General features: G+C 47.1%; 24 protein-coding genes and 1 pseudogene. 12 read left to right on the forward strand and 13 right to left on the reverse strand.

Features of this window, described 5'->3' with window-relative positions:
• Window positions 1-10: 10 nt before the first annotated feature.
• Entirely contained in the window at window positions 11-1,294 is a 1,284-nt protein-coding gene (gene glgC / locus BMY60_RS04100; RefSeq protein ID WP_090331441.1) for a glucose-1-phosphate adenylyltransferase, read from the reverse strand.
• A gap of 364 nt (window positions 1,295-1,658) precedes the next feature.
• Here glgC and BMY60_RS04105 point away from each other — a divergent pair, with 364 nt between their 5' ends.
• Window positions 1,659-3,335, forward strand: coding sequence for an alkaline phosphatase D family protein (locus BMY60_RS04105; RefSeq protein ID WP_090331443.1), 1,677 nt, complete (start codon window positions 1,659-1,661; stop codon window positions 3,333-3,335).
• Between the two features lie 267 nt (window positions 3,336-3,602).
• Window positions 3,603-3,707, forward strand: coding sequence for a hypothetical protein (locus tag BMY60_RS16590; protein ID WP_143057349.1), 105 nt, complete (start codon window positions 3,603-3,605; stop codon window positions 3,705-3,707).
• A gap of 85 nt (window positions 3,708-3,792) precedes the next feature.
• Here the strand turns inward: BMY60_RS16590 and BMY60_RS16595 are convergent.
• Window positions 3,793-3,924 (reverse strand): annotated as a pseudogene (locus tag BMY60_RS16595) (transposase); the annotation flags it as partial.
• Window positions 3,925-4,322: 398 nt separating this feature from the next.
• Between BMY60_RS16595 and BMY60_RS04110 the strand changes: the two are divergent.
• The 3 genes from BMY60_RS04110 (at window position 4,323) to BMY60_RS04120 (ending at window position 6,359) form a co-directional block, all read left to right on the forward strand.
• On the forward strand, window positions 4,323-4,748 hold the full coding sequence (locus tag BMY60_RS04110) for a DUF3293 domain-containing protein (protein ID WP_177166574.1): 426 nt from the start codon (window positions 4,323-4,325) through the stop codon (window positions 4,746-4,748).
• Window positions 4,749-4,846: 98 nt separating this feature from the next.
• Window positions 4,847-5,734, forward strand: coding sequence for a Tim44 domain-containing protein (locus BMY60_RS04115; RefSeq protein ID WP_090331445.1), 888 nt, complete (start codon window positions 4,847-4,849; stop codon window positions 5,732-5,734).
• Window positions 5,735-5,864: 130 nt separating this feature from the next.
• Window positions 5,865-6,359, forward strand: coding sequence for a DUF2165 family protein (locus BMY60_RS04120; protein WP_090331447.1), 495 nt, complete (start codon window positions 5,865-5,867; stop codon window positions 6,357-6,359).
• A gap of 26 nt (window positions 6,360-6,385) precedes the next feature.
• On the opposite strand, the gene BMY60_RS04125 is transcribed toward BMY60_RS04120, so the two are convergent.
• From BMY60_RS04125 to xseA, 5 genes are all read right to left on the reverse strand, one after another.
• Complete coding sequence (locus tag BMY60_RS04125; RefSeq protein ID WP_090331449.1) at window positions 6,386-6,805, reverse strand: hypothetical protein; 420 nt, start codon at window positions 6,803-6,805, stop codon at window positions 6,386-6,388.
• Between the two features lie 49 nt (window positions 6,806-6,854).
• Complete coding sequence (locus BMY60_RS04130) at window positions 6,855-7,481, reverse strand: transposase (protein WP_218141617.1); 627 nt, start codon at window positions 7,479-7,481, stop codon at window positions 6,855-6,857.
• A 195-nt stretch (window positions 7,482-7,676) separates the two neighbouring features.
• The gene (locus BMY60_RS04135) at window positions 7,677-8,834 is read right to left on the reverse strand and encodes a THUMP domain-containing class I SAM-dependent RNA methyltransferase (protein ID WP_256250676.1); all 1,158 of its coding nucleotides are present in this window, start codon (window positions 8,832-8,834) and stop codon (window positions 7,677-7,679) included.
• A gap of 7 nt (window positions 8,835-8,841) precedes the next feature.
• Window positions 8,842-9,228, reverse strand: a complete 387-nt coding sequence (locus BMY60_RS04140; protein ID WP_090331451.1) for a DUF423 domain-containing protein — start codon at window positions 9,226-9,228, stop codon at window positions 8,842-8,844.
• 58 nt (window positions 9,229-9,286) lie between these two features.
• Entirely contained in the window at window positions 9,287-10,648 is a 1,362-nt protein-coding gene (gene xseA, locus BMY60_RS04145) for an exodeoxyribonuclease VII large subunit (protein ID WP_090331453.1), read from the reverse strand.
• 420 nt (window positions 10,649-11,068) lie between these two features.
• Between xseA and BMY60_RS04150 the strand changes: the two genes are divergently transcribed.
• The 6 genes from BMY60_RS04150 (at window position 11,069) to BMY60_RS04175 (ending at window position 17,260) form a co-directional block, all read left to right on the forward strand.
• The gene (locus tag BMY60_RS04150) at window positions 11,069-11,725 is read left to right on the forward strand and encodes a MotA/TolQ/ExbB proton channel family protein (RefSeq protein ID WP_090331456.1); all 657 of its coding nucleotides are present in this window, start codon (window positions 11,069-11,071) and stop codon (window positions 11,723-11,725) included.
• A 106-nt stretch (window positions 11,726-11,831) separates the two neighbouring features.
• Window positions 11,832-12,848: an NAD-dependent epimerase/dehydratase family protein gene (locus BMY60_RS04155; protein WP_090331458.1), complete on the forward strand. Its 1,017-nt coding sequence runs from the start codon at window positions 11,832-11,834 to the stop codon at window positions 12,846-12,848.
• Between the two features lie 36 nt (window positions 12,849-12,884).
• Entirely contained in the window at window positions 12,885-13,094 is a 210-nt protein-coding gene (locus BMY60_RS04160) for a hypothetical protein (RefSeq protein ID WP_090331460.1), read from the forward strand.
• Window positions 13,095-13,534: 440 nt separating this feature from the next.
• A complete protein-coding gene (locus BMY60_RS04165) occupies window positions 13,535-14,407 on the forward strand; it encodes an MlaA family lipoprotein (protein ID WP_090331490.1) in 873 nt (290 codons plus the stop codon).
• Window positions 14,408-14,456: 49 nt separating this feature from the next.
• Window positions 14,457-16,436: a squalene--hopene cyclase gene (gene shc, locus BMY60_RS04170; RefSeq protein ID WP_256250677.1), complete on the forward strand. Its 1,980-nt coding sequence runs from the start codon at window positions 14,457-14,459 to the stop codon at window positions 16,434-16,436.
• Entirely contained in the window at window positions 16,433-17,260 is an 828-nt protein-coding gene (locus BMY60_RS04175; RefSeq protein WP_090331462.1) for a phosphorylase family protein, read from the forward strand. The genes shc and BMY60_RS04175 overlap by 4 nt, the downstream gene beginning before the upstream one ends.
• Here the strand turns inward: BMY60_RS04175 and BMY60_RS04180 are convergent.
• From BMY60_RS04180 to BMY60_RS04205, 6 genes are all read right to left on the reverse strand, one after another.
• Window positions 17,247-18,269 carry an alpha-L-glutamate ligase-like protein gene (locus BMY60_RS04180; protein WP_256250679.1) on the reverse strand — a complete coding sequence of 341 codons (1,023 nt, stop codon included), beginning with the start codon at window positions 18,267-18,269 and terminating at the stop codon, window positions 17,247-17,249. The genes BMY60_RS04175 and BMY60_RS04180 overlap by 14 nt on opposite strands.
• Window positions 18,247-19,797 (reverse strand): inactive transglutaminase family protein, encoded by a 1,551-nt coding sequence (locus BMY60_RS04185; protein ID WP_090331466.1) that lies wholly within the window; start codon window positions 19,795-19,797, stop codon window positions 18,247-18,249. Before BMY60_RS04185 ends, BMY60_RS04180 begins: the two co-directional genes overlap by 23 nt.
• The gene (locus tag BMY60_RS04190) at window positions 19,797-20,501 is read right to left on the reverse strand and encodes an ATP-dependent zinc protease family protein (protein WP_177166575.1); all 705 of its coding nucleotides are present in this window, start codon (window positions 20,499-20,501) and stop codon (window positions 19,797-19,799) included. Before BMY60_RS04190 ends, BMY60_RS04185 begins: the two co-directional genes overlap by 1 nt.
• A 320-nt stretch (window positions 20,502-20,821) precedes the next feature.
• Entirely contained in the window at window positions 20,822-21,229 is a 408-nt protein-coding gene (locus BMY60_RS04195) for a hypothetical protein (RefSeq protein ID WP_090331494.1), read from the reverse strand.
• Window positions 21,230-21,437: 208 nt separating this feature from the next.
• A complete protein-coding gene (gene lpdA, locus BMY60_RS04200) occupies window positions 21,438-23,243 on the reverse strand; it encodes a dihydrolipoyl dehydrogenase (protein WP_090331470.1) in 1,806 nt (601 codons plus the stop codon).
• Between the two features lie 50 nt (window positions 23,244-23,293).
• Window positions 23,294-24,559: a glutamate-5-semialdehyde dehydrogenase gene (locus BMY60_RS04205; RefSeq protein WP_090331496.1), complete on the reverse strand. Its 1,266-nt coding sequence runs from the start codon at window positions 24,557-24,559 to the stop codon at window positions 23,294-23,296.
• A 544-nt stretch (window positions 24,560-25,103) separates the two neighbouring features.
• Here BMY60_RS04205 and BMY60_RS04215 point away from each other — a divergent pair.
• On the forward strand, window positions 25,104-25,460 hold the full coding sequence (locus tag BMY60_RS04215; protein WP_090331474.1) for a Spx/MgsR family RNA polymerase-binding regulatory protein: 357 nt from the start codon (window positions 25,104-25,106) through the stop codon (window positions 25,458-25,460).
• Window positions 25,461-26,001 lie beyond the last annotated feature (541 nt).

Consider the following 26,001-nt stretch of genomic DNA (forward strand, 5'->3'; position numbering starts at 1 on the left):
GGATTGAACGCTATTCCAAATAATGTATGCTTTGTCCAAGCATCTCGGGCGTGATTAATGTAATGCCTTTATCGGTTACGTGAAATTGCCTGCTGTCTGCAACTGGATCGAAGCCGACTTCGAGACCCTCCGGAATTTTGCAGCTTTTCTCGACTACAACTCGTTTTAGCCTGGCGTTGCGACCAATATCGACATTGGGGAGAATAACGGCATCCTCGACATTGCTAAAACTGCGCACCTGCACATTGGAAAACAGCAATGAGCGGCGTACCGTGCCGCCGCTAATGATACAACCGCCGGATACCATGGAATCGAATGCCTGTCCGCGGCGCCTGTCATCGTCGAAAACAAATTTCGCGGGCGGCAATTGTTCCTGATAAGTCCAGATCGGCCAGTTTTCATCGTACAAATCCAGATCCGGCGTGACTGTCGTCAAATCAATATTGGCTTCCCAATAGGCGTCGACTGTACCCACATCACGCCAGTAAGGTATGCCTGCAGCCATATTTACACAACTATCCAGAAAGCGATGCGCATAGACACGATGACGCGGGACCAGATAAGGAATCAAATCCTTGCCGAAATCGTGAGCGGAATCTTCGTCATGATGGTCGCGGATTAACTGATCAAATAAAAAATCCGTATTGAACACATAAATACCCATACTGACGAGCGCTTTGTCGGGATGACCCGGCATGGCTGGCGGATTGTCCGGTTTTTCAATAAAATCAACAACGCGCCAGTTATCGTCTACCGCTATAATACCGAATGCGCTCGCTTCTTCCCGCGGTACTTCCACACATGCAACCGTCAGATCTGCATTTTTCTCGACATGCTCCGCCAGCAGTTTCCGGTAGTTCATTTTATACACATGATCACCGCCGAGAATGAGAACATGGTCAGCATGGAGGCGGCGTATATAGTCGAGATTCTGAAATACGGCATCTGCGGTTCCCTGATACCAGACTTCCTTGATTTGCTGCTGTGCTGGTAATAATTCGACATACTCATTAAATCGCCCATCAAGAAAACTCCAGCCACGCTGTATATGCTGAATCAGGCTCTGGGCCTTGTACTGGGTCAGAACGCAGATTTGCCGGACGCCCGAATTTACGCAATTCGATAATGGAAAATCGATGATACGGAACTTACCGCCAAAGGGCACCGCAGGCTTCGCCCGCCAATCGGTCAATTGCTTCAGCCGCGTGCCGCGGCCGCCGGCCAAAATCAGCGCGATAATATTATTGCGTGTAATTGAGTGTCGTACATTACCTGAACTAAAATGTTGTTTCATCGGAGATCTGTTGATTCAATTGATTGAAGTTCGTTAACTTGTATGACAACCTGCTGACCGTCCGGATGTTTCAGAAATACAGCTTGCACCATCCAAAATTAAATCGGATGAGCAGGCCGGACTGAACAGTTATACAGTATTTTCTGTTACTTAACTTTTTAGCATATTGTATGGATATTACCGTACTACGAAATCCGCGAATTGGCAAATTAAAGACGCGTTATAATTTCAGCAAGCAATGTAATTCGGATGGCTGGGGGGTGTTAACAATTAGTGAACTGCTGCAATGCACATTATTCCGGTCATTATGGTCGCTCAGGCCATTAGAGAGAATTTCAGCCGAATAGATTATAGGAACTGACAAATGAGCAAATTACGTTCCCCATGGATTGGTCCGATCGTCGGGCATGTAACCGATACCACCGCCCGTATCTGGATACGTGCAAAAGCGCCAGAAGACGAAGGCGTGATTCCGTCCTCAAACAATCGTACTGTGGGTGTTGTCTCGATTCTCAATGAAGCGGGTGCGGCCGAGCCGCTGCAGACCTATTATTTCCGATTGCGCCGAGAATTCGACCGGACGGGAACGTTTATACTGGGCAAGGATATCAGTTTCGGATTGTCGCAGTTGACTGAAAAACAAAAACACATGGGACATGTGGAAAAGGTTGCTCCGCTCAAGCCGGATACCCGTTACAGCATACGCACAGGTGTGCTGGTGTTGGATGACGCCTTTGATGACGAGAAAAACGTTGACAGCGATGATCTGCTGGGGCGCCTGCCGCCGGCTGGTGTCTGGGTTGATGCGTTAATGAATTTGCCGGTGGACGAATCTGCTGCGCAGTTTCGTACTTTTCCTGGCAAAATGCCCGGCCAGTTGAGTTTTTTGATCGGTTCATGCCGTTATCCCGGTTTGATGTTTAAAATCAAGAAATCGGATGCAATATTCAAACCCATGTTGCAGCGCGTTGAAAGCCAGTCACAAACCGGACAGCCGATCCGTTTTGTGATGATGATGGGTGACCAGGTGTACGCCGACCTGCTCAGCCGGTATATTCCGATTAAGCGGGCCGATACTTATGAAGAATTCCAGGAGCGTTATATAGAGGCGTTCGGTAGCCCGAATCTCAGAAAACTGTTTCAAAACGTACCCCATTACATGATTCTCGACGATCACGAGATTGAGGATAATTGGACGCAGGATCGGATCGCGCAATCCGGCAGCCGCATTCTGTTTCATCTGGCGGTTGGTGCCTATATGAGCTATCAGTGGAGCCATAGCCCCCGTTCTTTTGACCGTCACCTGTACTATGAATTTGGTTGCGGCGGCTACCCATTTTTCGTGCTGGATACCAGAACCCAGCGTTTTCGTGATGATATCAAGGACGAATTGAAAGACAATCACTTGCTGGGGCGTCCGTCTTTCGATCCTGCTAACTACCCGTCGCAGCTGGATCATTTGTGTCACTGGCTGACTGCGCAGCAAAGTGTTATCGGTAACCGGCCGAAATTCATCGTCACGCCGAGCGTTTTCGTGCCGAACGCTGTAACCACAGTGCGCAGTGACCGGCATAAGAACGCCAGTGATTCATGGGAGGCCTTCCCGGCAACCCGCGAGCGGCTGCTTGAAGTAATTGTGACGCACCAGATTCAAAACGTGGTTTTTTTGTCTGGCGATATTCACTGCTCCTGCGTGGCGGAACTCAGTTTCAAAGGCTCGTCTGCGGCGGAAAAACTGAAAGCTTTTTCCATTACCTCTTCAGCATTTTACTGGCCGTTTCCGTTCGCTGACGGCGAGCCGAACAGCTATGTCCACGATTCTGCAAAACAGAACGATACCTTCCATTTTTCCGGCGGACGGTTCGCCATGGATTACAAAGCATATAATTTTTGCCAGGACGATAATTTTTGTCAGGTTGATCTGAGCTGGGACAAGCGCAAACTTGCCGTTCAGGTGTTCAGCAAGAACGGAGACATACTCGTAAACCGGGATGCGCCGGCCAGACCGGAAATGAGAACAGTGTTGTCACTGGCGATGTGATGGTGCGCGGTATCAGAATATTTTCCTCAACGATACTCTCCGTGAGTTTTTCCTTGAATTATTATACTAATCGTGAATGAAAATTTGGTTTAGCTTAGTGCAATAAAGTCATGAATAGAATAAAATTGCTGTATGTCTTTATGCTACAACCTGACCAATCAAGAACTCGATAGTTTGGAGTTTGAACATCGTCATGCCGCTGACAAGCGTTATGCTGACCGTGTAAAAACTGTTTACCTGTTAGGCAAAGGGTAGCCGGTCACGAAGATTGCAGAAGCGTTGTTGCTTGACCGTGAAACGGTTCGCAATCACTTTAAGCGTTATCGCAAAGGTGGTTTAGCTGCATTGCAGCAAAAATTTGAAGTGCGGTGAGTATATGTCCAACGATTTCGTTTGCATAGTGGATCCTAATGAACGTTTTATGAACAGGCTGCGGTAATCGGGATCTGGAAAATTCATCAAAAGCACGGGAAAAGGTGGACTCGTGTGGAACATCATTGATCCGTTCCCACCCGCATATCCGCCTCAATGTGATGTCACCGGCTAATCGATCCAATAGCATTCGGGTTGTGGGTATGTTACAGACCATTTTGGCTCAGCCAATAATTCCCTCTATTTCTTTGAGTTTTGCAAGAGTCTCGTGATGTTAAGAGAAAACCTTATAAGCGGAACCCGCGAAGGGGGAAAGTATCAATGCATGTATGAGGGGCGGATCATCCCGTATTAGCGATGAAATTTCTGTAATGGAAATGGAGTGAAGGGGATGTGCTGGCTCGGGTAAAGCACTTGCCAACCCGGTTCGGGGACGAGCGTATGCTTTGCCTGTAGTTTGGCATTGAGAGGTGCTAATGGAATGGCCGGCAGGAGCCGTATGAATCGAGAGGTTCACGTACGGAGTCTGTGAGGAGCTGGAGGTGAAATTCCTCCGGCTTACTCGGCCGTACTTTGAAAATGGTTTTTAAATACAATTATGGATGCTGAATTTAGGTGGATTTAGAGCTTTCCGAAAATCTTGTGGCGCAGTATCGTCAAGCTGATTACAGAGTGGGCTGCGGCCCTGATGCTTTTGTTGTACATATTGATCAATATTCTGAGCCGATGGAAAAGCTGTTGACTGCGAAATCCGTAACAAATGCAGCAATTATTACAGCCTATAATCCATTAGGCCAAATACAAGTTGCTCAGAAAAATTTGTATGCGCATTTATCCCTTCAGAGGGCGCTTAAACGTCGTCAGTGCTTATTGATCGAAAGTACCAATATTGATCCGGTCGGAACCTGGCCTGATGAAGAAGGTTTTTGCGTTTTGGGTACAAGTCTTGAGACGATTCGTATGCTGGGCCTGCAATTCCGGCAAAATGCAATCGTTTGGATCGAAAATGATGCTGTTCCCCGATTGTATCTGCTACGATAAGCGAGCCGGGTGAATTTGATGATTGCAGAGATGATGTGGCTAGATAATTTAAGCCGGTGCTATACTCGATACTTTAGCAACGAATTGAGAGATTAGTTATGAAAAAAATGCTTACCTTTCTGACATTGGCGCTTTTCACTGTAAGTTTGATTGCAGTCGATGCGGAAGCACGGCGAATGGGCGGTGGTAAAAGTTTTGGCAAACAACGCCAGTCTTTAAACCAGCAGTCTGCGCCAAATCAGCAGCAGTCACCGACTCCGGCACAGTCACCGGCGGCGCCGGCAGGCGGCGGTAGTAAATGGGGAGGTGCTATAGCCGGCCTCGCGGCAGGCGGCTTACTGGCAGCGCTGTTTATGGGCGGTGCCTTCGAAGGCGTCAATATGGTCGATATTATTATGCTGCTCCTGATCGCCGGTGCGGTATTTTTTATCATACGCATGTTGCGAAAGCCGCGGGCGGCTGAATCGTTACAGCGAATGCAGTATTCGGGTATGGATACAGTTGCGCAAAATAGTGCAGTAACACCGCCAGGCAGGGTTGCAGGTTTTCCTTTTGTTGACAATAATCAAGCGCAAACACGCCGGCCGAATATTCCGCCCGGTTTCCAGGTGGAACCGTTTTTACGTAATGCTAAAACGTCTTTTATTCGTCTGCAGGCCGCGAATGATGCGGGTGATATCAACGATATACGTGAATACACGACACCCGAAATGTTTGCTGAGATCAGCATGCAAATTCAGGAACGTGGCAATGTAGAACAAAGGTCCGAAGTCATGTTTATAGATGCGAAACTACTCGATGTTGAGACAAATGACGATTCGGCGATTGCTAGCGTGCGTTTTACCGGACAAGTGCGGGAGTTGCCTGACGGTGAGCCGGAGGATTTTGATGAAGTCTGGCATGTCGAAAAAAATCTCACTGACGCTAATGCCGTGTGGCTATTGGCGGGGATTCAGCAAGTTGTTGATACCGATCTGACCGACTGATCATTGTTTACAACAAATTCCGGCTTTGTGTTGTATGTAACTCAACCGGGCCGGTGCTGTTTTCGAATGCGAAAGCAAATCTAGAAGTCAAGAAGCAGCGGCATAGAATTTTTGATAAAAGCAGCGATATATGTATACACGGCTGTCAAAAGTTGCGCTGGTATGGGCTGTTGCTTTATTTGCATTGCTGGCTGCTTTCAGTAATGTAACAGATTATGAATCGAATTTCACAATCGTCGCACATGTACTCAAAATGGACACGGCATTTCCCGGCAATGTCAGGATGTGGCGCGCCATTGAAGCGCCATGGGCGCACCATCTGGTTTACGGTTTAATTATTCTCGTTGAGGCGGCTGTGGCCGTATTATGTTGGCTTGGCGGTTTTTGTTTATTTAAATCCAGACACGATCCGGTGTTGTTTAATCGAACAAAGAAGTTTGCGATTTCCGGTCTGACTTTAGGGATTTTACTTTGGTTTACTGGCTTTATAACTATAGGTGGTGAATGGTTTTTGATGTGGCAATCGCAGGTTGCCAGCGGTCAGCAAGCCGCATTTCGCCTGGTGATGATTTTATCTGTCATTCTGATTTATCTGGTTCTGCCCGATGAAGAAAGAAGCGCATAAATGTACGTAACACATGACGGCACCCCCTAGAGCGTTAAAGGGGACTTGTTGTATCTCTGGCGCACCGAATTGATCGTTCTCAAGATCACCGGCTGTTGAATAATTCTAGCTTCCAGCAAGCGTTTTTTGGGAAAGTCTATAAATGACAGTCCGATCAACATCGTCAGTATCCCCTGACCAGGCAAAAAAAGCATAATGAATCCGGCTAGAAAAAATCCCCCGCCCAGCATATTCTTTGCGATTAATCCAAAAATACGCAAAATGGGGTGGTGATCCTTCATCCAATGGCGGCACACGTTGATGTCAAAATAGTCATGCGGAAGGCGGATCAGGATGATCGGGATGACTACCAGTGAGGCGATAAAGCTGATTAGGGAAATAATTGACAGCTGGATTAAAACATCAACCGGGATCCATTGCTCAATTTCAGCCAGTAAACCATCCATTGCTTTAGCGCTCCTGCTATAATATTCTTAGAACCTGTCTGGTTAAAAACTAGACGCAGCTAGCGATTGTAATTTGAATCATGGCGGTACGGACCATATTTTCAGTGGAATTGGCGAGGATTTCATAATCCCTGGACAAGCGCCTGAAATTCCCAAGCCAGGCAAAGGTTCGTTCGACAATCCATCGCACTGGCAAAACAGCAAAGGCATCTTTGATTTTTTTGGAAATATGCAATTTGCGTTGTAACGTGTTTTCTACAAATTCAACAGCTGTGCCGCGATACCCGGCGTCACCTGAAAATGCTTCGAGCGCCGGATATTTCCCGGCGGCGCTCTTTAATACATCACAACCGCCCTTGGTATCATGTACGTTGGCGGCATGCACAATTACCTGAACAAGATTTCCCATCGTATCCACCACAATATGCCGTTTTTTTCGATACTTCCGATCCAATTGATCCATCACCTTTTCCCAATCCCAAACGCCACGGCGGTTCCATTGGCTATAGCGGTCGTAAACCGTTTTCCACGGCGGAAACTCCCTGGATAACAGTCGCCACTGTACTCCGGTCTTATTCAGATAGAAAATGGCGTTGACAATAGTGCGCCTGGCATGCTTTGCACCTGCGCCACCGCGATTATCCGCCGGATCAAAAAATGCTTGATTAACTCCCATTCCTCATCAGAAACATCACTGTCATACATCATCTTGACAAATAGCTTTATATTAAAATCCGTATTCTATGATAAATAACATGTTTTTGACCAGACGGTTTCTCAGAGTTTTATGTTTAGCTGAAGTTACAGGATTGTTTTGCAAAATTATCGGTTTTTAACCAAGAGATGATTGACGTTCGCCATTAAATGCCGATTATTTCTGCGTGCGCATGTTTCCGGTTACCATTTTATACTCGAACAGGCGGCATTCGAGTGCGCCGTTAAACAAAGGCATGCGGCGCGTTGCCTTGAGACGGATGGTTTTGGGCAACGTTGAGTCTGCGGATAGGATATAGGCATACCAGCCGTTAAACTTGTTTTTTAAAACATTGCCCAGCTGCGGGTAAAATGCAGTTAATGAATCGGATTCACCGATACGCACACCGTAAGGCGGGTTGGTTACCAGTACGCCCTGTGGCGCCGGTGCGGAGATTTCCAGAATATTGGCTTGTTTCAAGTGTACAGCGTCGCGCAAACCGGCTGCTTCAAGATTGATGCGGGCATCTGACAGCGCATAGCCGTATAAATCGCTGCCATAAATGGATTGCCGGATTACCGGGCGTTGTCCGGTTAACGCCTTTTCTTTAAGTTTATTCCATAAAGTCCGATCGAATTGCTTGAATTTTTCGAATGCGAAATGCCGCAGTGATCCTGGTGCAATGTTCAATGCAATTTGAGCCGCTTCAATCAGGAGAGTGCCGCTGCCACACATGGGGTCAAGCAGAGGCGTGTCCGGCTGCCAACCGGTCAAATACAGGATGCCTGCCGCCAGATTTTCGCGTAAAGGCGCGTTGCCGGCTGCTTTTCGGTATCCGCGTTTGAATAATGCATCGCCGGAAGTATCCAGATAAAGTGTGAATTCGCCCGCATCCAGAAAGCCATGAATGCGGATATCAGGATGCACGGTGTCAATGCTGGGACGCTTGCCGGTTATTTTGCGGAATTTGTCACAGACGGCATCTTTGATTTTCAGCGTGACAAAATCCAAACTGCGTAACGGGCATTTAATGGCGGCCAGATTGACGCGTATGGTCAATTTGTGTGAAAACCAGTCATGCCACGGTAATCCCAGGGTAGTGTTGTAGATATCCTGTTCGCTGCGATAAGGTATTTTAGTTGCCTGCCAAAGGATGCGACTGGCGATACGGCTGCCTAGATTGGTCTGATAACATGTTTTCCAGTTTCCCTGAAAGTGCACGCCACTATTGGCCGGTTGAACCGCATCGGCACCCAGCGCCGATAACTCGACGGCCAGAGCCGATTCCAGCCCCCGTGGACAAGGGGCAAAAAATTGCAGTATTTGTTCATTCAAGGACTTGTTAACCGGCAGACGGTTTGTCTTTCCAGAGTGCCGTCGCAAGCACCGCCCAGGAGGCAATAAAAGAAAAACCGCCGAGTGGTGTGATGATACTGAATGCGCGTATTTCGGTCAGACTGAGCAGATATAAATTAAGGCTGAATAGAATGATGCCCAGCAACATCAGCCAGCCGGACAACTCAATCAGGCGGGATTTGGCGTAATGGAGCAGGAGCACGCCGATAATCAGCAGTCCAAAAGAATGGTATAAGTGATATTGCAGGCCGGCATGGAAAATAGTCAGCATGTCATCGGTGAGCAGGCTTTTTAAACCATGTGCACCAAAAGCACCCAATGCAATGCAAAGAAGGGTATTGATGGCGCCCAGCAAGAGAAAAGTTTTAGGCATTAATATTTTCCTTTTCAGGATTTGTTAATAGTCAGTTATCGTCGGACTGTGATATGGCTTATTTTGTTTCGCTGTTTTTCTTGTTGGTATTGGTTACCGCAGCATTGACATGTCCTTGTGCAAATTTTACCTGAATTTTTTCGCCTGTATAAATTTGATTCGCGCTGCTTACTACGGTACCTTGAGATGAATAGGTAATGCTGTATCCACGGTTCAGGATGGTTTGCGGATTTAATTGCGTTAATTGCGCTTGCTGATGTTGTAATTTTGTTTCCAGAGTTTTACCGTGGCGGGCGCATGCCTGTCTCAGCCTTTCTGACATTCTGTTGAGGTGTTCTGTTAGCCGGACAAGCTTAGGGTGTATGAACAGAATACGTTGCTGGTAACTCTGGATAGTCCATGATTTTCTTTCGATCTGGCGGCTGATACAGCCATTCAGCCGTTCCTGTAAATGCTGGTGGTGCAAAAGCTTATTTTGTATGCGCTCGCCGGGATGTGTATGGCGGTGTGCAAGCAAATCGATTTTCTGCATACGGTTTTCAACCTGGCGCGCGACCGCATGGTGCAGTTGTTGATGCAGTCTGTTTAATTGCTGCTTCAGTTCTGTTACTGCAGGGCTGGCCATTTCCGCGGCTGCAGTCGGTGTCGGTGCGCGTTTGTCAGCTACAAAGTCGGCAATGGTGAAATCGGTTTCATGACCGATACCACTGATGACCGGGATTGTGCAGGCGGCGATGGCATGTGCGACAATTTCTTCATTGAATGCCCATAAATCTTCAATGCCGCCGCCGCCTCTGCATAAAATCAGAACATCGCATTCATGCCTGGTAGAAGCTGCTGAAATCGCTGAAGCAATGTTTTTTGCGGCATCCCTACCCTGAACCGGTGTCGGATAAATCACAATTGGAAGCGACGGCATGCGGCGTTTCAGCGTAGTGACTACATCATGCAGTGCAGCCGTTGCAGAGGAGGTAATGATACCGATCTGGCGCGGAAAAACAGGTGGTCTTTTTTTCCGGCTGGCGTCGAAAAGTCCGTCTTTTTCCAGTCGTTTTTTGAGACGTTCAAATGCTTCAAATAATGTGCCCAGACCCGCTCGGCGGATGGTTTCAACATTCAGTTGATAATCGCCGCGTGCTTCATACAGCGTGACCAACGCGAGCACTTCAACCTGTATGCCTTCTCTGGGCTGCCAATCAAGATACTGGTTTTTGTGCCTGAACATGACGCAGCGAACTTGCGCATCCGCATCTTTGAGTGAAAAATACCAATGTCCGGATGGATAGCGCTTAAGATTCGAAATTTCACCGTTGACCCAGATCAAGGGGATGTTGTTTTCCAAAACGGTTTTAACGTTACGGTTCAACTCGCTAACCGTTATACTTGTTTGTACAGTTTCAAATGTTGGTGACAAATTCATTGGGTTTGCAATTTTTTCTGATAGAGCGTATTGGGCGGTTCGGGCTATAGCGCGCCGTGGCGCATCTGTTATCAATAGTCAATTATCGGGTTCAAAAATGATCCACACGTGCCGGTGAAATTGGTACCATTAGCAGTTTTGCGGCGCGTTAACGTTGTTTTTATAACCCATTGTTTGTAAACAATAATTAAATTGGTGTAAAATTCATTCATATAAACACGTTTTTTCAATGGCTTATTTCTAATATTTGCGAGATATCCGCAAAGTTATGCACAGAAACAGCGGACAAGAAACAAGTAATATTGCTGAGAATATTTCAACAAGATGCGTTAGTAGCGGATTCCGGGATCAGGATAAGGATAAGGATACCTGTTTTTTTAAAGTTGATGAATATCGTCTGATAAACGAGGAGAATGCTGGGTGTTATCGTTAATCGAAGCAGCGGGTTGGCCGGTCTGGCCTATTATTTTTGCTTCCATTATTGCTGTGGGCATTATTGGCGAACGGATATGGTCATTGCGCCAGAGTATTGTGGCACCGAAAGATTTATTGCCGCGAGTGCTAAATGAATATAAAAGAAGCGGTGTTACTTTGGACATGGTTTCAAAACTTCAGCGGCATTCACCGTTGGGGCGGATTTTTGCGGCTGGATTGCAAAATGAACACAGCCCGCGCGAAATCATGAAGGAATCCATCGAAGAAGCCGGGCGTGTCGTAACGCACGATCTGGACCGGTATTTGACGACCTTGGGTACTATTGCCGCACTCAGCCCATTGATGGGTTTGTTCGGAACATTGGTCGGCATGATTGAGATTTTCGGTTCCAATTCTCCAGCAGGAAGCAATCCTGCACAACTGGCCTACGGTATTTCTGTTGCGCTTTATAATGCAGCCTTTGGTATACTGGTCGCTATCCCCAGTATGATTTTCTACCGGCATTTTCGTGCAAAAGTCGATGCGCTGGCTATTGAAATGGAATTACAAGCGCTAAAACTGGTCGAGATTGTTCAAGGAGAACGTAAGTCAGCAGGCTCGGGACCGGACCCGGACCAGAATACCGCACTTTCACATCGGTAGCGTGAGTTCTTGTTGTAAAACAGACTTGGCAAGTACTGCCTGGAAACAAGTGGATTATTTGATTTAATTAAAAAAGAATTTTTATGCTGCGAAAACAGGAGAGCGTGTGAGTATTCGGCGCTCATTGGTAACCGGCGGGGGTGGTTTTATTGGTTTACATTTGGTTCAGCAATTGCTTGAACATGGAGAGACTGTCAGAGTACTGGAGTTGCCCGATGTACCACTGCCATCCAATGTAGAGACGATTCGTGGCTCTGTGTGCGATGCAAAGATTGTCAGAAAAGCGTTGAAAGACGTACAAAGGGTCTATCATCTGGCGGCCAATCCAAATCTGTGGGCGCATGATAAAAATGATTTCAAGCGTATCAATTATGAAGGCACCTGTACGGTGCTGCAGGAGGCCGCAAAGTGTGATCTTGAGGTTATTGTACATACGTCTACTGAATCAATTTTTGCGGGTAAATCGCGACTGGAAGCTGAAGCCGGTATAGGGGCCAGGAAAGCCGTCCATAATCTGCCAGGACCTTACAGCCGTTCAAAATTTTTTGCAGAGCAGGCCGCTATTAAAGCGGCTGAGGACGGCATGCCGGTTGTCATTGTTGCACCCGCGCTGCCGATCGGACCGGGTGACCGGAAAATTACTCCGCCGACGCGTATGATCCTCGATTTTATTAATGCGCGGCCGCCGGCATATCTTGAGTGTGGTTTTAACCTGATTGACGTGCGTGATGTTGCCGCCGGCCATATACTTGCGGCCGAACATGGCCGGTGTGGCGACCGATATATACTGGGCAATGAAAATATAATGCTGAGTGGATTTCTGCGTATGATTGAAGATATTACCGGTCTTGCAATGCCGAAAATACGCATCCCGTACTGGACGGCTCTGGTGGCGGGTGCGATTTCTGAGTTTCTTGCTGATTATGTAACGCGGCGTCAGCCGAGAGCGCCGCTGACAGGTGTGCGATTGGCGCGTTATCCGTTGTATTTTGACAGTGAAAAAGCGATTCAGGAACTGGGATTGCCACAAAATTCGGTGTATCAGGCGCTGGCCGATGAAATAGAATGGCTGAGCGGCGAAGGGCTGATCACGCGGCGTTTGCCAATGCAACAACGTGTTTAGCGGGCTGCTGCAAAACATTATCGAAGCAGCCGCTACATGGAAAAACAGCTGAAAAGCCAAACTTGTGCAAAATACAAAAGTAGTTTGAGTCTAATACTCTTTCAACTTGATATTGCCATGTACAGCGTTACCGTGCTGCTTTGCAGCAAGGCGCAGTGGGCAGGAAAGGGTTATTCCCTTTTCAAGCAGTGTAACGCGACTGCAGGACATCACGGTAACGTGTGGGTGGCTTGTCAGTATCCATAGGCTGCGTTGTATCTTTTGACAATAGAACGACCATTGCCTCAGGTACGCCTTGTCATATACGCGGACAAGCGCACTGAACCCGGCAATAGCATATGGATAGAGTACTAGTTCTGTCGCCGAAGCTGTAACACGGAGAAGTTTTTCAGCCGTCTGCTAGCCGGGCTGCATGTTAAATGTGCGAGACACGGTATAAGCGTCTCATATAAAATTGCATGTTTTTGCATCGTGATTGGGTTTTATGAGGCATTGGGTGGAATTTCTGGCCTTGGGAGCCGCGAATAAATAAGTGTGACAATTGGGCGCGTCTGGCGGGATGCAATGCAAGGCGGGAGGATGAGTCATAACACAAGCTATGGCGGCGGCGAACAACGCCGCAGTGTGCCCGCCAGACGCGCCCAATTGTTACAGTTATTTATGAACGACTCCTTACTTTGATTTTGATGAATGAGAAGAAAGCAAACAAATTGCAGAAAGTGTTAGTTTGGGTATTCCTGATTGTGATTCTGCAAGGCTGCGCTTCATTGTCCAAAAAAGATGACGCAGAGATTGATCCGGTCGATCCGCATGAAGATATCAACCGTGTTTCCTATGACTTTACCGACAAAGTGGACCGTGTTTTATTTGAACCGGTGGTGGACGCCTATGTAGGATACGTACCAAATGCGGCACAGCGGTCGATTGGAAATTTCTACGACAATGTGTCGTATCCGAACGTTGTTTTAAATGCTTTTTTGCAGGGCAAGATCAAACAGGGGCTTGCGGATGGCTTGCGTTTTGCAATCAATTCGACAGTTGGTTTATTCGGCCTGTTTGATATGGCTACACATATGGGCTTGGAAAAGCATAACGAGGATTTCGGTCAGACATTGGGGGTATGGGGTTTTGAACCGGGGTCTTATTTGTTTATCCCGATTTTGGGACCGAGCAGCGAGCGGGATGTGGCGAGCGTGCCGGTATCGATGTTTACCAATGTACTTTTTTATGTCGGCGCTGTAGCTGGAGCAGGTGTTTTCGCGCCATTGACTGTTCTTGGGGCGATCGATAAACGAGCGCGCCTGGCAGGGCCGATGCGAATACGCGATCAAGCGGCGCTTGATCCCTATTTATTTGTCAGAGAAGCATCGCTGCAGCAGCGTGAATTTTTGGTTTATGATGGTAATCCACCCTTGAATCTTTATGACGACGAACCATTTCAGGATAATCCGTTTCACATTAAACCTGAAAAACAGATTATCGACAATGATTCTTCCAAGACCAATCATCTCCAGGATGCCGTTCAACAGAAAGCGGACGGTAATGGTCTGAGTGAATAAGTTATTTGATACGATAAAGCTGGTTTGATTATTTAACATTGGACATTTTATGAACGGGACGCAAGAACGCATAGCAATGAACCAGACACAAATGGATTCGGCCAGGGTCGATGAAGTGGACAGAACGGCGCTTGAGAATCAGTACAATAAAGCGCGTGCGGCCTTGCTGGCCATGCAGAATCAGGACGGTCATTGGTGTTTTCCGCTTGAGGCGGATTGCACAATACCTGCGGAATATATCCTGATGATGCATTTCATGGATGAAGTGGACGTACAGCTTGAACAGAAAATGGCTCGCTTTATCAGGTCGAAGCAGGATAAGGTGCATGGCGGCTGGCCATTGTTTTACGGCGGCGGTTTCGATATCAGCTGCACCGTAAAATCTTATTATGCGTTAAAACTGGCGGGAGATTCGCCTGATGAACCGCACATGGTGCTTGCGCGCGAAGCTGTTCTCAAATGTGGTGGTGCTGCCCGTTCCAATGTGTTTACGCGCTTACTGCTAGCCATGTACCAGCAAATTCCCTGGCGAGGTGTACCTGTGGTTCCAACAGAACTGATTCTGTTGCCAAGATGGTTTCCGTTTCATCTGAGCAAAATCTCGTACTGGTCTCGAACCGTTATGGTGCCATTATCCATTCTGTGCACCTTAAAAGCAAAAGCCGCAAATCCGCGCCAAGTGGATATCCGTGAGTTGTTTACGGTGCCACCCGAACAGGAAAAAAACTACTTTCCTAAAGCCGATACACGTTTGAAGCGCTTTTTTATGTGGGTTGAACGCATATTATCCAGGTTCGAACAGCGTTTGCCCGAGTTTATGCGCCGTTACTCGATACGCCGTGCCGAACAATGGACGGTGGAGCGATTAAACGGTGATTGCGGAATAGGCGCTATTTTTCCAGCGATGGTCAATGCTTATGAGGCGTTGGCGCTGCTGGGCTATTCGGAAGATCATCCCGATCGCGTGCAATGCCTCAAGGCGCTGCAGGGTTTACTGATTGTTGAGGATAAACAGGCATGGTGCCAGCCTTGTACGTCGCCGGTATGGGATACAGTCTTAAGCGGACTGGCGTTACAGGAAGACCTCAACGCAGATCAGAAACCTGTGCGGGCGGCGATGGACTGGCTGTTAACAAAACAGGTATTGGATGAGCCAGGAGATTGGCGTGATAAGTGTCCAACTTTGCTAGGTGGCGGCTGGGCATTTCAGTACGCCAACCCGCACTATCCTGATCTGGATGATACCGCGGCCGTTGTCTGGGCTTTGGTGCAGGCGCAAATGCAAGCCCGGGAGGATCTGCAAGATGCCTATGAACAGCCAGTCGCCCGCGCTGCTGACTGGCTGGCGGGGATGCAATCCAGCAATGGCGGTTTTGCTGCTTTCGATGTGGATAATACCTGTCATTATCTTAACGAGATACCGTTTGCGGATCATGGTGCTCTGATTGATCCGCCAACCAGCGATGTGACAGCCCGTTGTGTTGGTTCGCTCAGTCTGTATAACGATGCGCGCCATCAGAAAGCCGTTCAGCGCGGAATTGAATTTCTATTAAACGAGCAGGAAGCTAACGGCGCTTGGTTTGGCCGTTGGGGAACGAATTATATCTATGGTACATGGTCGGTGCTGGAAGCATTGAGACTGATCGGGCTGGATGTAAATCATATGTCTATCCGGCGTGCGGCACACTGGCTAAAATCGATTCAGCGTGAGGATGGCGGCTGGGGTGAAACGAATTATTCTTACTTTGATACGCAACAGGCAGGCCAGTTTGAGACCAGCACCGCATTCCAGACTGCCTGGGCTATACTCGGCCTGATGGTTGCAGGTGAAGTTAACAGCCAGTCTGTGCGCTCGGGTGTGGATTATTTGCTGCGCAAACAGGCTTCTGACGGGTTGTGGGAAGACCCTTGGTTCACGGCGCCGGGTTTCCCCCGGGTTTTTTATTTAAAATATCATGGATATTCCAAATACTTTCCGTTGTGGGCACTGGGCCGTTATCGCACTTTGACTAAACGTGATAAAGCATGAGCGAAAACATCGTGGGCATCGTGTCCGCATTGAAATCTGAAGCCCGCTGCTTAATGAAGCGGCGTTTTGCGCTTTTTGACATTGTCAGAATAGCTCCTGGAACACGACTTTGCCTGGGAGGTATGGGCGGTGCCGGCGCGCTGAAAGCATCGCAAATACTGCATGAATATGGGGTAGATGCATTAATCAGTTTTGGCGTGGCAGCAGCACTGGATGACAAATTGATTCCAGGTGATCTGATATTGCCCGAAGCCATTTACTGCAAGGACAAAAAACTGTCAGTAACCCATAGATGGCGCGAGCGTGTGGCGGAGATGCTGCCTTCATATCTGACTGTCACTGGGGGTACCCTGGCGGATACGCAAAGCCCGTTGTCATCACGACAGGAAAAATTAAAACTTGCGGAAGTGACAGGTGCTTGCGCCGCTGATATGGAATCGGCGACCGTTGCTGAATTCGCCGCGCACATGAATCTGCCTTTTATTGCCGTACGTGCGGTTGTCGATCCGCTTGATTTTTCGCCGCCGCGGGCTTTGCTGGATACTGTCTATGCTGATGGAACGGTGGATGTGATCAAGATGACAACAGCAATATGCAATAAGTCCGTGTCTTTCAGAACGCTCTTTGATTTAGGTGCAGGTATGAACGCAGCGCGTTCGACACTGAGTAAAGTAGTGCATACAGTCACAGTCGGTTTTAGTTTCAAAAGTGAGCTGACGGACCGGGGTTCTGCGGATGAACCTGCCGTCGGACAGATAGAAGAATGTGTAGATGCGAACACCGAGCCGGATAAGTCCAGTGTAAGCGCGTCTAATTCGGGGTAAGGGTAGCAGCGGGCCGTATCCCGGCTTGACTGATTCTTCTGCGCGGACGAAATAAGTTGCGCACTGCCGCAAAGTTTTTTTTGCTGAATTCGACGCGCGCCCGGGGATCCGGATCGACCTGTATCAGCGCTTCAACGGCCTCAACTCGTGGCGCCAGTCCGGCAAAATTGGCAACCTGTATTGACAGTCCCGGACGTGCGTTCAGTTCGATAATCATAGGCCCTTGGTCTCTGTCGAGCACAATATCAACGCCCAGGTAACCGAGGCCGGTTATTTCATAACAGGCGGCGGCCAGCACCAGCAGTTTGTCCCAGTGCGGTACTGTTAAATCATGAAAAGGCTTGCGGGTATCCGGATGGTAGTAAACGGGATCGCCATATTGCACGGCATGAAGCGCTTCTCCCGTACCGATATCGATACCGACGCCTACAGCACCTTGATGTAAATTGGCCCTGCCGTCTGAAGCGTGGGTGGCCAGTCTCAGCATCGCCATGATGGGATATCCCTTCAGAACGATGACACGCAGATCCGGAATGCCTTCATAGCTGTAATTGGCAAAAACCGGGTCGATCTGAATCAATGATTCGATCATAACTGAGTCTGGTTTGCCGCCAAGACTATGCAATCCACTCAAAATATTTGATACATGGCGCTTGATATGAGTGAGTCTGACCGTATCACCGCTCGGTTTGTAGTAAAGGTTATGATCCTGTTCGGTAATAACCAGTATGCCTTTGCCGCCGCTGCCCTTGACAGGCTTGATGACGAATTGCTGATAAGAACTCAATATGTCTTTAAGCTGCCTGACATCATGTTGATAGTGCAAGGTGCCAAGCAGCTTGGGTACTGTAATACCGGCTTTCTGCGCAAGTTGTTTCGTCTTTAATTTGTCGTCAACCAATGGATAGAGGTGCCGCGGATTGTAGCGTGAAACCAGGCCGAAGTTTCGCTGATTCATGCCGATAATGCCCATGTTTTTGAGCCGTTTAGCGCTTGTCAACAGCATCATGACGCTTGCCCATAGAGTGAAAACGATATAGTTCGGTTAAGCGATAACCGGTATATTGACCTAAAATCAAAATCAGTGCCAGATTGACCAGCATCAGCTCAGGAAAATTGAATGTCAGGTATTCTACGGTTCGATTCGTCATGAACAGGTAGGCGATGATCGCGGTCAGCAGACTGCCTGCGCCCTGAATCAATACCTCTCTGGGCCCGTCTTCTTCCCAAAGCACGGACATGCGTTCAATCGTCCAGGCAAGAATAACCATCGGAAAAAAGGTTACCGTAAGTGCCTGACTCAGTCCCAATTTGTGGCTGATGATACTGATGCTTGCAATGATGGTAATCACAACGATGATGACCGCCGATATTCGCGCGACAAGTAATAAATTCAGACGCGATAAATATGATCGAATCATCAGTCCTGTGCCAACGACGGTAAGAAAGATAACAATACCCGTGATCAGTGTGGTTTGGATCAAAGCCAGCGCAATCAAAATGGGCATAAAGGTTCCGGAAGTACGAATGCCAATAAGGATACGCATGATGACGACGACCAGTGCGCCGATTGGTAGCAGGAGAATCATTTTAAAGGCGGTTTGCTGTTCAATGGGCAGGCTGTAGATTGAGAAGTCTATGATTGCCGCCTGTTTATTCTGACTGCTGTTGACAACGAGATTTCTGGTGGAGTGTGTATTCTTAATAATTGAAAAAGAAACCTGGGAGTTTTTGCCGCCAACAACATCAAGTAATGACTGTCCGCCGCGCTGCCAGATCAGAAAATTTTTCGGTTTGCCGCTTTTTCCGGTATCCTGGTTAAATAGGATCCACTGTTTGCCGTCGTGGATTTCAACAAAATTAGTTAGCGACTGCCGTCTTCGCCCATCTTCGAGAAATAAACCGCGGACCACGCGCGCACTGATGCCTTCGAGTGCGAGCAAATCAAGAATCAGGTTGGTTTTATAATCTTCGCCGGCCTTATCATTGCGCAACAAGCGTTGATTCTGATTGGGCGATTTCGAGTTCAGCGTCTGTATCAATTCGCGCGTAAAAATTGTCGCGTTTGCAGACCGGGCGCGTACTTGTTCGAGCAATGTCATCGAAGCGGTCATGAACACTTCGTCCAACTCCGGTTTTTTGGGTGGAGCGGGCGTATCGACCGGCGGATTTTCGACGATTTTGTCATTTTCGTAAACACTCAAGCGGTAATAAGCCGTTTGCGCGCCTTGGGCTGATCGTTTGCTCCACTGACCGCGGCGCTCGTTGTCCGTCGTTAATTCGCTGAAACCGTAATCGGATGACGCAAAATCTTCTTCCATAAAAGTCAGGCGCGGTTCTTTAGGCGGCAGTGCGAGAGATATGATTACAGGGTCACCATGAGCCTCGAAATCAATTTTTGCCTCAATTGTCCAGACAAATTTTTTGTCATCGGGCATTAACGGGAATCCGAGCGCCAAATGTTTATATAAAATCAGTCCGATACCAATAAAAAAAATCAGTAAAACGGCGGAATACAGTCTTGCCTGGGCTTGCATTATTGCTGGTTATCGCGGGTTGTTTTGGGTTTGGTGAATTCCTTGCTGACGTCAACTACGGCGAGATCACGCAAAAAGTTTCTGCCGATTAACGCCTGTTGTTCGAATTTACTGCGATCAATCAATGTGAAACTGATTTGTTCATCAAGTTTTCCAAGCTTTACACGCAGCTGAACAATAGGGCGGCGTTGTGATTCCGTTTTGTGCTTCTTGATTTTGGTATGTCCGCGAACCCGGCGGGTGATTTCAATTTTTTCATTTGTTTCCGGGTCAATAATATTAAATTTTATATAAGGTTTCCCATCGCGTTCAAATTCGACCATATCGAGCGCATTCAAAGACGAAGTCTGTGCACCGGTATCAATCCGGGCGCTCAGGCTAATTCCGGGAGGTTCAAGATAAATATACTCCAGGCCACCTAAAATCGTGATGTCATCCTGGGCTCGCTTATTTTGCGAAGCTGATGACTTATTAGATGGATTTTGCGGTTTTTTTGCTGCAGTTCTGGAGAGGGGGGCGGAAGCAGGCAAACTGTTTGTGCGGGAAGCAGTATTGATTTGATTCTCAAGTTGTATCTGTTGGCTCTCTAACTGTTTTTTTTCTTCTAGTAATTCAGAAAACAAGGTGACCAGTTCGCTTTCTCTTGCACTAATGGCTGCTTCGCGCGCAATCAGGGCATCTTCACGTCTGTTTAACTCAAACAAACGTTCCTTTAAATTGTTTTGTCTTGAAAAAAGTATCTGGTCAGGTGAATTGTTGTTTGAAGATTGAGGATCAGTTGTCTGACAACCCGTAAAAACGGTTAAACAGACAATTGGGTAAAGAAGTGGTATTGATTTGGATAAAATTGGCTTTTTTCTGGTGTGAAACAGCATAAATTTAGGAGCCTGTGATTGAATAAATGACGAAATATTCGTGCAGACCACGCTAGCAGAAAACCGGATTAGCGATGTGATTTTACCGGTGATCACGCGGATCTTCAATTGCCTTTTTGAAAAAACGGGCAAACTACTGACCGCCAGTGCTAATAAGGATTATCTAGATCGAAAGTCAATGTTTCATCATTGTAGGAGCATATATCGCGGTGTATTTCCAGGCAATGGGAAGTAATTGTGATTGTGTATGTGCCCGGTTGCAGATTTCTGGTGTCCAGCTCAAATTGAAAATGACCCTGCTTGTCGCTGGAATAGGAGTTCTCGGCAATTAACGTACCTTTTCCAGCCGTTACACGAAAATTCAGCAGGACATCAGCTGTGGGCTGTGCATTGTAGTCCACCCATCCGTTAATCACGACCTTTTCTCCGACCAAATACTGAGTTTTCGGTTCAATAAGAACGGGTTTTGAAATATGCGTGGCACCTACATTAAAGCCCATGCCATACAATAATGAAACCAGCAGACAGGCGATGACGTATTTTTTATTTGGCGTCATATGCAATTTACCATAAATAATCTTATGATTGTTGTATGTTTTGTAGATAGCGCAGAATGAATGTTTGCAATACATCTATGGTCGATAAATATACATTCTTCAAACTGCGCCCATTGATATATTTGAATATAACAGGTGTCTCAACACAAAGCCAGTGTAATCTCAATCAGTCAATCAAATTTGATTAACTGATTGATTGCCGTAAGATTCATTTGTTTTTAGGTGCGAATAAATCGGTAATCGTGCCTTCAGCCATTTCAGCTGCAAAAAGAACGGTTTCAGACAGCGTTGGGTGTGGATGAATGGTCAGTCCGATGTCTTTCATGTCAGCGCCCATTTCAAGCGCAAGCACGGTTTCCGCGATCAATTCTCCTGCATTGATTCCGACAATCCCGGCACCGAGAATTTGACGTGATTTTTTATCCAGAATCAACTGTGTCAGGCCTTCATCGCGCATCATGGAGATAGCCCGGCCACTGGCTGCCCATGGGAAGCTGGCTTTTTCATAGTCTATACCTTGCTGTCTGGCTTCCCGTTCCGTCAGACCCATCCAGGCGATCTCAGGATCAGTGTAGGCAACTGATGGAATTGCGCGTGCATCAAATGCGATGTTATGTCCGGCAATGATTTCAGCTGCAAGCTTGCCTTCATAAGCGGCTTTATGGGCAAGCATGGGATTGCCGGTAATGTCGCCAATGGCAAAAATGTGTGAGAAATTGGTGCGTAATTGTTTGTCGACCTGAATGAAACCTTTTTGGTCTATCTGTACATCGATGCGATCTGCGCCAATGCTAAAACCGTTTGGGTGACGACCTGCGGCGATCAAAATACAGTCATAAGTTTGCGGGCCGGGTGCATTTTCACCTTCAAAACTGACCGTCAGGGCTGATTTTTTGGGATCAATTTTGATAATGCGGGTTTTCAGATAAATTGCTTCATATTGTTTCTTGAGCCGTCTGTACAACGGTTTGATCAAGTCAGCATCGGCAGCCGGAATTAGTTGGTCCATAGATTCCACAATACTGATCTTGCTGCCCAGCGCTGAGTAAACTGTAGCCATTTCAAGGCCGATAATACCGCCGCCAATAACCAGCAGATGTTTGGGTATTTTTTCGAGCTTGAGCGCGCCGGTGGAATCAATAATACGTGGATCATCGTATGGCAGCCCTGGTAAGCGTGTCACACTTGAACCGGCGGCGATAATGCAGCTGTCGAACGAAACGGTTTTTGTGCCTTTTCCGGTTTCCACCTGAAGCATGTGCGGGGACGTAAACTGACCGGTGCCATGCAGTATTTCCACCTTGCGTTGCTTTGCCAGTGCATGTAATCCCGTGGTTAATTTTTCGATGGCCGATTCCTTCCATGCCCTCAGTTTCTCAAGTGAAATTTTAGGTTTGCTAAATGCGATGCCGTGATTTTTGGCTTCTTCTGTATCGGTGATGATTTTTGCAGCATGTAATAATGCTTTAGATGGAATGCAGCCGACGTTCAGGCAAACGCCACCCAATGTGGAATAACGCTCGATCAGAATGACTTTCTTACCCAGGTCGGCAGCCCGAAAAGCAGCAGTATATCCGCCCGGCCCGGCTCCAAGCACAACAACCTCTGCGTTCAGATCGCCTCTGGGAAAGTCTGTCTGAGACTGGGTTTGCTTTGATCTATTTGCTGCGTTGGATGGCAATGGCGGTTCAGGTGCATGTTCCTGCTTATCTGTGTTCGTTGTTTTTTTTTCGCTTTCTGTTGATTTTTTGGACTCGGGCGCTATTGCCTGCTCAGCAATATTCAGTGTCGCAATGAGCGAACCTTTGGACACCCTGTCGCCGACCTTGACTGAGACTGAATTAATCACACCGGCCTGAGGCGACGGCACTTCTATGGTTGCCTTGTCAGTTTCCAGCGTAATGAGTGAAGTTTCTTTTTCCACTCTGTCGCCTGAAGATACCAGCACTTCAATTACTGCTACATCGCTGAAATCACCGATATCAGGAATCTTTATTTCAATTTCCTGGCTCATAACATCAATTCTGTATGGATTAACAAGAAGCCTTTACGATATCGCAATCGTTATTGCCTGATCTGCCCATCGCCAAGCACGATATATTTTTGGCTGGTCAAACCCTCTAGCCCGACAGGGCCGCGTGCATGGATTTTATCGGTGGAAATACCAATTTCGGCACCGAGGCCGTACTCAAAACCATCCGCAAAGCGCGTCGTGGTATTGACCATGACCGAACTGGAATCTACTTCGCGCAGAAAGCGACGCGCGCGCGAATAATTTTCAGTAACAATTGCATCGGTATGTTGTGAACCGTAATGATTGATATGATCAATAGCCTGATCCAGATCTTCTACGATGCGTATATTTAAGATCGGTGCGAGATATTCTGTCGGCCAGTCTTCTTCAGTAGCAGGATTCATTTGCGCAATGATGGCGCGGGCATCTTCATCGCCACGCAACTCAACACCTTTTTCCATATAGATTTTGCCGAGCACGGGCATAATTCTTTGCGCTATACCTGAATTTATCAGTAGGGTTTCCATGGTATTGCACGTGCCGTAACGTTGCGTCTTGGCATTATCAGCAATCCTGACCGCCTTGTCGAAATCCGCTTGATCATCAATATAGACGTGACAGACACCGTCCAGATGTTTGATCACCGGCACGCGTGCTTCATTGGAAATGCGTTCGATCAAGCTCTTGCCGCCGCGCGGCACAATTACATCAATATAATTTTGCATTGTAATCAGTTCGCCGACTGCTGTCCGGTCAGTCGTTTCAATGACTTGCACTGCAGTTTCAGGTAAGCCAGCCGCCGTAAGCCCTTCCCGCACGCATGCTGCAATCGCCTGATTGCTGTGACTGGCTTCCGAACCGCCGCGCAGGATCGCAGCATTACCGGCCTTGAGACAAAGCGCTGCGGCATCTGCGGTGACATTGGGACGCGCCTCATAAATAATCCCGATTACCCCGAGAGGTACACGCATTTTGCCAACCTGAATGCCGGATGGACGATAACTCATGCCCGAGATTTCACCAATCGGGTCGTCCAGCGCAGCAATTTGCAGCAAGCCCTCAATCATATTTGTAATACCTTTCTGTGACAGGGTTAAACGGTCGATCATGGCAATGTCTAGTCCTTTCGATCTTGCGTTTTTCACATCTTTGTCATTGGCTGTCAGCAGTATCTGTTCATTGCGCCTGATTGCATCAGCCATCGCAGTCAGTGCGCGGTTTTTGGCGATGGTTTCGGCTTTCGCAACCAATCGTGAAGCTGCGCGTGCTTGTTGACCGACGGATTGCATGTATTGCTTAATTTCGGCGGTGCTCATGGCTACAAATTGTGATTGATTCATTCATTCATGCTTAACTTTTATACAGGCGATAAACTGATATGACTGTGGTCGTCATTATAGTACAACGCAAATTGAAACGAATTTGTCTTATCAAAGAAGTAAGTCGTTTTGAAATTAATGCTGCTTTTCAAATGCAAACGACCATTTGCTTAAGAATTGTTTGATCTTCAAGCTTCAAATTCTGAGTAATTGACGACTGCACCAGTCTGCTATGATAGTAGAAAGCTTTGTACATTAAAACAGAAAAATTTTTATAGACTTGGGGTGAAAGTCGCTGTATCAGATCTACTAAAACGAATACCTGGTCAAGCGACCAAGGAGTGGCCAAAGGGCGAATCATAATGCCGTATGCGTCGTCGTATTCAAACCAAACAAGTCTCTGATTATATGTGAGCCAGCTGAATAAAATTTTCCGTAGTTGATGTCTGTTTAAGAAAGATTTCTTGAAAAATGACAACAAAACGCTGCGCAGCGTAAGATGTCGGATTGTTTTCAGCACAGATGTTCCGATTAGAAAAAGATGCTCAAATTTTACGGTTATAAAAAATGCGATACCTGCTGTAAAGCGGAGAAATTTTTGCAGCAGGAGAATATTGCTTTCGAATTCATTGATATTACTGAGAGTCCGCCAGCTTTAGAAGAGATAGCCGCAATTGCTAAACTTGCGAAGTTGCCGCTAAAGAAGCTTTTTAATACCAGCGGGGTGCAATATCGCGAGCTAAAAATTAAAGAGAGGTTGCCCGTATTAGCTGATCAAGAAATTTTTGTGCTTCTGTCCGGAAATGGCCGTTTGATCAAACGGCCGCTCATCACCGATGGAGCGCGCGCAACGATTGGTTTCGATGAAGCATTGTTTCGTGAGATCTGGTGCCAGTAACAAATGGATTACGTATTGTTGGCTGTAATTTTTCAGGCATAAGCAGCTTTTTTGGAACAAGTAAAGTATGCATCCTATTTGGATTGGCTTTCAATCTTGCGAAATCTGTATTGGCGACTTTTTCTCTTTATTTTGTAATGTCCGTCACTAAATTGTTGTTCGATGATCTGTTAATCAAGCACTGAACGACCTTGTTAAAAAAGGAATAAATAATTAGTATACCCAGAGTCCCCACGGTTGTAGTGGAGATTTTATGACAAATGACTTGACTTTATGGTGTAAGGTCGACTAGCCTGTGGGACGCAGCGGTTGGGCGTTTTGAGAAGGCGCTGGAGCTGTTGTAAAAATAGCGGTACTAATTAATTAGTATTAAGGACAAGAGAAGGTAGTATTAATTAACAAGTAAGTAAGGAGGAATAAAGATGGCGACAACGATGGGAACGAGCGGTGCGGCGAGTGCTGACTACGACATGTCATTGTGGTATGACTCTAAGTACTACAAGATAGGTTTGGGTTTGATGCTTGCGGTAGCGATATTTTG

It is taken from the genome of Nitrosomonas sp. Nm51, from assembly GCF_900111165.1.
Taxonomy (GTDB): domain Bacteria; phylum Pseudomonadota; class Gammaproteobacteria; order Burkholderiales; family Nitrosomonadaceae; genus Nitrosomonas.